The organism is Actinobacillus ureae ATCC 25976 (genome assembly GCF_000188255.1).
Lineage (GTDB): Bacteria > Pseudomonadota > Gammaproteobacteria > Enterobacterales > Pasteurellaceae > Actinobacillus > Actinobacillus ureae.
In genome coordinates this window covers 876,886-882,415 of sequence record NZ_GL831080.1, presented here as the reverse complement: position 1 = coordinate 882,415, position 5,530 = coordinate 876,886, and the positions used below count along the sequence as shown (strand labels likewise).

The window sequence follows — 5,530 nt, the reverse complement described above, 5'->3', positions numbered from 1 at the left end:
CCCCTATTATTTTCTATCTCGCCTTTATTTTAGGGGTGAGCTTACTCAGTTTGGAATTAACCAGTAACAATATTTTTACGCTCGCCACGATTTTAGTAGTGATGTCAATGATTCCGATTGCCTTAACGAAAATAACCCAACCGGAGATTCCCGCTCGAGAACGAATCAGCGTACCTCGTTTATTAGCTATTTCTCCCCTTGCGTTAGCAACAAGTTTTATCAGCGGGATGTTGGTAAATGACTTTTTTACTATGGTTTCGGTGTTTCTCTTAAAGCTAGATTTTTCATTAGGCGAAATATCTCTATATCTGATGGCATCGATGATTGGGGGCTTTATCAGCCAGTTGCCGGTAGCAGGTTTATCGGTTCGCATTGGTAGACGTAATACAATTTTAATTTGTGCAGTAATTGCTAGCTTAACTACCAGTTCGGGAATATTTGCAATTTTTCAAACAAATTCGACCGCTTGGTTACAATATATCATCGCATTCATTTTGGGCTGTAGTCTGTTCAGTCTTTATGCATTGAGCATTGCCCGTGCCAATGATGAATTACCAAGCAATATGAATACGGTAGAAGTCAGCCGTGGTTTGCTCTTTTGCTATGGCATGGGTGCATTAATTGCTCCGCCGTTCCTCGGTTTCGCAATGGGCTTATCATCCCAATATGGTTTTTATGCGTTCTTTGGCATCTTCTTGGTGATTCTCCTGCTCTGCGCACTTAAAACCAAACCGATTCCAAAAGCAGAACATGTGGATATGCAATTAACCACACCTATTGCGACAGCAAGTGCGGTTGAAGATATGTTAGAAAGCAATGAAGACCTTGTGCCATTTAATGAAGAGGCGGTGCAAGAATATCAAGCGGCCTTTAGTGATGAAGAACAAACGAATGCCGTTCATGAAAATCAAGAAACGACTGTGCAAACAGTGGTAGAAGATGAGCAGAAAAGTGTTCCATAACACTTTTATACGGTTTTAAACACAAGCGGTTAAATCTGCTCAAAATTTGCAAAAAACTTTCAAAATATGACCGCTTGTGTGTAAGGCGGGAATAATCGCTTGCCTTAACATAAAAATTACCTATAATAGGAAGCCTTGCATATCGCTAGAAAAGATATGTAATCCGATGGGGCGTTATTGGTTCCTCGCAACGGTGTTCAGCTTACTTAGTCAGGTTCGGAAGAAAGCAGCTTGGGTTGAAATTTCTGTGTGCCGAGGGTTGCTGGTAATGCCCCACCCTTTTCTATCCTCCCCAAAATCATTCTTATTTCTCTGTTACATTTTCACTCTATGCAAAATAACAAGCGGTTAAATTCCACTTAAAATTTACCTTGTGCAAATTTATTGTAAAATTTAACCGCTTGTTACTGAAGTAAAACTATTATTTTTCTAGCTTCGGTAATTTATATAGCTGATTTTTATATAAATAGCTGCCGAGCAACGCATGCGCTAACGCTTCTTTCTTCATTGCTTCCGGCTGTTCCTGCTCTTTCAAACTCTGATCCGCTTTATTGTAAATAAAACCTTGAATCGGTGTATTTGGGCGCATCACCACTACCGAGCCATCACCTTTCATCATCGCTTGTGTTGCATCATATTGCATAAAGGCACGATTTGGATTCACGTCTTTAGTGAGGTCATAACCTAGCATTGGATATTCTCCGCTTACACCGGCAAGTGAAAGTAAAGTTGCCGGCATATCAATTTGGCTAACTAAACGGCTATCACGTTTTGCTTCAATGCCTTCGCCAATAAATAGTGCCGGAATATGGAAATGTTGAATCGGTACTAAATGTTCGCCAACCGCACGAGAATCGTGATCCGCAATTACAAGGAAAATCGTATCCTTCCAATATTCTGATTTTTTCGCCAACTCAAAAAAATGTCCTATCGCAAAATCGGCATATTTAGCGGCATTATTTCGGGTTTGTTTCGGCTGTTCATATAGTTCAATTTTACCGTCCGGAAATTCAAACGGGTCGTGATTACTTGAGCTAAACACTAAACTGAAAAACGGTTTACCTTCTTTGTATAGCTGAGTGAAAGTTTCATTCGCTTTATCAAACAAATCTTCGTCACTCATCCCCCAAGTCGCTTTAAACTTCGGATTTTTATAATCTTTTTCATCAATGATACGAGTAAAGCCATTGCCATAGAAAAAACTCGCCATATTGTCGAAATGTTTTTCTCCGCCATAGATAAAACTAGTATCATAGCCTTGACGGCGTAATAATTCGGCGATACTGAAGAAGTTATTTTGGCTCTTAGTTAATTTTACCACTGCACGTGCCGGAGTAGGGGTAAAGCCAGTAGTTACCGCTTCAATACCTCGTACCGAACGAGTTCCGGTAGCATATAAATTCTCAAACAACCACCCCTCTTTCGCTAAACGATCAAAATTCGGGGTAAGCGGTTTGCCGCCAAGCGTACCGACAAACTGTGCACCTAAACTTTCCTCTAAAACAATCACGATATTTTTCGGTTTACCTTGATAAGTCGCTTGGTTATACGTCAACGTCGGAATTTCACTCGAAATATAATCGCTATCCGCTCTGCTGCGTGATTGTTTGATTAAGGAAAGCATTTCCTCGGCTGACATTTTGCCATACTGCTCGGAAGATTTATCTTCATCTTTTAATTGTTGCAACGCATACAGTACCGAATAGCCAGAATTTAATACCAGTGAATTTACTAACGGATCACTAGAGAATGCGACCATCGCCGGATTAATACCACGATGAGCGAAGGATGAACGCCCACCGACAAACACTAAAGCCGCAACCAATAAGCCAATTAACGGTCGGAATTTCCAATTCGGGAAACGAAGATGGTTAGTCGCCCAACCGGAAAGTTTCCAATACACCACTAACGAAACCACTGCTAATAACGAGCTAATAATAACTGTGGTTAAATGCCCGTTAATCAGCATAGTAAACACTTCTTTCGGATGTACTAAATATTCAATAAACAGTCGGTTCGGACGTAAATCGAAAGTTTCAATAAAGTTTGGCGTCGCCGCTTCCATAAACAGAATAAAGACTGAACCGGCGGTGAACCAGATACGTAAAATGATACGCCATACGTTGCCTAACGTATTGTTATTTAAGAAAAGTACGGTAAATAGTGCAGATACGCCAAACAGCCAACAAAGAGCGGAAATATCAATGCGAATACCTTGTAAGAAAAGCGGTAACCAGCCATCAACGGCGGAAACTCGTTCAGATTGCCATAGGCTAAGTCCTAGGCGAGATAAAGACAGTATGAGTAGATTGATCCCAACAAAAAACAGTATTGGGAACAACACAGAACGGCGTTGTTCCATAATTTCTCCTTTTAAATTTAAAATAAAGCGCATACCGATAATAGATTGCGCCAATGATATAGAATGATTATTAAGATTTTATTAAGACTTGATCACCTAAGCGAATTACACCGCTATTTTGAGGCACTAAATGAATACCAAAAACCGGCTTACCTTTTTCATTGGTATGCATTTGTTTAAGTGTTCGGAAAGGCTCAACATTCGGGTCGAGTTCAAGTGTGGTTAAATCACGGGTAATCATTACACAACGTGTACATAACGCTGACTTCGTGAATATGACCTCGCCAATTTGTACTTGTTCCCATTGTTCCTCTTCAAACGCTTGGTTTCCATCCACTACAATATTCGGACGAAAACGATCCATCGAAATCTCAATCGGCGACCACTGTTTAACTTGCTCAAGTGATTTTTCCGACATCAGTGAAACAGGATTGCTATCAGCAAAACTTAACGGATGTTGTGCAAAGTCGGCGACTTCACGTTGGCTTTTTCCTCCTAACCAACGTAATTGCACCGCTCGTCCGAAAATTTCACTTAACCATTGATTTACTTCTGTTTTTGCTACTAAAGAATCAAAATGGGTCCCCCAAACTTCACTCGTCTGAATGTGCTGAAAATCTTGGTAAAGCACCACGCATTTTTGACCGCTTGTATGACAAATGACGATCCCCGTCGCAATCGGAAATACGGATAAATTGTATAATTCCGCATCTTTACGAGCGGTTATAAACTTGCCGTCTGTTTCGGTAATCATAAATTCTCGGTCAAAGTTTAGCCCTTTAGCCTCCACAAAGGCTTGTTCGACACGATAAGCTGCCGTTGACTTAATCGGATAAAGGTTGAGTTGTGTCACTTTCATTGGTAAAAATCCCTGTAAATTTAACCGCTTGCGTAAATACGTTCGCACCATACCCAAATGCACTGAAAAAGTAAAAGGAATTTGCAAATAAAAAAGGGAGGCGATAAACTTACGCCATTTATCGCCCTCAATTAGGTAATTAAAATGGCTAAAAAACCCACTCAAAATATTGAATCAACTCTCAAGGAATTAGAAGCAATTGTCAGCCACTTAGAAACGGGCAAGTTGCCTTTAGAAGAAGCACTCAATGAATTTGAAACTGCGGTAAAACTTGTACAGCAAGGACAAGAACGCTTACAAAAAGCGGAACAACGCATTCAAATCTTACTCAATAAAAACGAACAAGCCGAACTTTCCGATTACGAATAAAAATAACAATGAGCTACTCTCTCTCAACTGATCTTACCGCTATTCAACAACGTATCAATGACTTCTTAGCTACAAAGCTACAAGCCCATCAGGCTTATGGTTCACCACTGATTGATGCTATGTCTTACGCTGTATTACTGGGCGGAAAACGTGTTCGTCCGTTCCTGATTTATGCTACCGGCAGAATGCTTGGTGTGTCACTTGAACAGCTTGATCACAGTGCCGCTGCAATGGAAGCGATCCACGCTTATTCATTAGTACATGATGATTTACCGGCAATGGATGACGATAAACTTCGCCGAGGTAAACCGACTTGTCATATCGCTTTTGATGAAACAACCGCAATTCTTGCCGGCGATGCGTTACAAAGTTTTGCCTTTGAACTGATCGCCCAAGACGAATCATTAACTGATTCGCAAAAAGTTTGGCAAATTCAAGCACTTGCTCAAGCTGCCGGTGCTAGAGGAATGTGTTTAGGGCAAAGCCTCGATTTGCTCGCTGAAGATAAAGCGGTCAATTTAGCTGAATTAGAATTAATTCATCGTAATAAAACCGGTGCATTGATCGTTGCTTCCGTATTAATGGGCTTTAATTCATCCGCTCATTCGCAAAATTTAGCGGTAAAACAACCGCTTGAACGCTATGCACAAGCAATTGGACTGGCTTTCCAAGTGCAAGACGATATTTTAGATGTAATTGGTGAAACCGATAAAATCGGTAAAACCGTAGGTTCGGATGAAAACTTGCATAAAAGTACTTATCCAAAACTGCTTGGTTTAGAAGGCGCAAAACAAAAAGCGCAAGATCTTTATCAGCTTGCCTTAGATTCATTGGCCAAATTGCCGTTTGATACGACTGCACTGAAAGAACTTGCCGATTTTATTGTGAAACGTGAAAGCTAATTTGCAAAATTTTAGCGATTTTTAACCGCTTGTAAGATCAGGCATAGTAGACAAAAAGGTTGGTGTTTTGCAAAAC

General features: G+C 40.5%; 5 protein-coding genes and 1 other RNA gene. 4 read left to right on the top strand and 2 right to left on the bottom strand.

The window, feature by feature from the left end; all coding sequences use genetic code 11:
- The coding region (locus HMPREF0027_RS04295; protein WP_005622516.1) for an MFS transporter at nt 1-962 on the top strand (962 nt) is incomplete at its 5' end.
- 174 nt (nt 963-1,136) lie between these two features.
- Nucleotides 1,137-1,234, top strand: an RNA gene (ffs, locus tag HMPREF0027_RS11345) — signal recognition particle sRNA small type.
- A gap of 149 nt (nt 1,235-1,383) precedes the next feature.
- On the opposite strand, the gene HMPREF0027_RS04290 is transcribed toward ffs, so the two are convergent.
- Nucleotides 1,384-3,357, bottom strand: coding sequence for an LTA synthase family protein (locus HMPREF0027_RS04290; RefSeq protein ID WP_005622515.1), 1,974 nt, complete (start codon nt 3,355-3,357; stop codon nt 1,384-1,386).
- A 37-nt stretch (nt 3,358-3,394) separates the two neighbouring features.
- On the bottom strand, nt 3,395-4,183 hold the full coding sequence (locus tag HMPREF0027_RS04285; protein WP_044024278.1) for an MOSC domain-containing protein: 789 nt from the start codon (nt 4,181-4,183) through the stop codon (nt 3,395-3,397).
- Between the two features lie 144 nt (nt 4,184-4,327).
- Here HMPREF0027_RS04285 and xseB point away from each other — a divergent pair, with 144 nt between their 5' ends.
- Nucleotides 4,328-4,552, top strand: a complete 225-nt coding sequence (gene xseB / locus HMPREF0027_RS04280) for an exodeoxyribonuclease VII small subunit (RefSeq protein ID WP_005622513.1) — start codon at nt 4,328-4,330, stop codon at nt 4,550-4,552.
- 8 nt (nt 4,553-4,560) lie between these two features.
- Nucleotides 4,561-5,454: a (2E,6E)-farnesyl diphosphate synthase gene (gene ispA, locus HMPREF0027_RS04275; protein ID WP_005622512.1), complete on the top strand. Its 894-nt coding sequence runs from the start codon at nt 4,561-4,563 to the stop codon at nt 5,452-5,454.
- The last annotated feature ends 76 nt before the right edge of the window (nt 5,455-5,530 follow it).

What these genes read in the sequence shown, in the direction of transcription:
- HMPREF0027_RS04290 (WP_005622515.1), bottom strand. Translation starts at nt 3,357, where the DNA reads ATGCGCTTTATTTTAAATTTAAAAGGAGAAATTATGGAACAACGCCGT.
- HMPREF0027_RS04285 (WP_044024278.1), bottom strand. Translation starts at nt 4,183, where the DNA reads ATGAAAGTGACACAACTCAACCTTTATCCGATTAAGTCAACGGCAGCT.
- xseB (WP_005622513.1), top strand. Translation starts at nt 4,328, where the DNA reads ATGGCTAAAAAACCCACTCAAAATATTGAATCAACTCTCAAGGAATTA.
- ispA (WP_005622512.1), top strand. Translation starts at nt 4,561, where the DNA reads ATGAGCTACTCTCTCTCAACTGATCTTACCGCTATTCAACAACGTATC.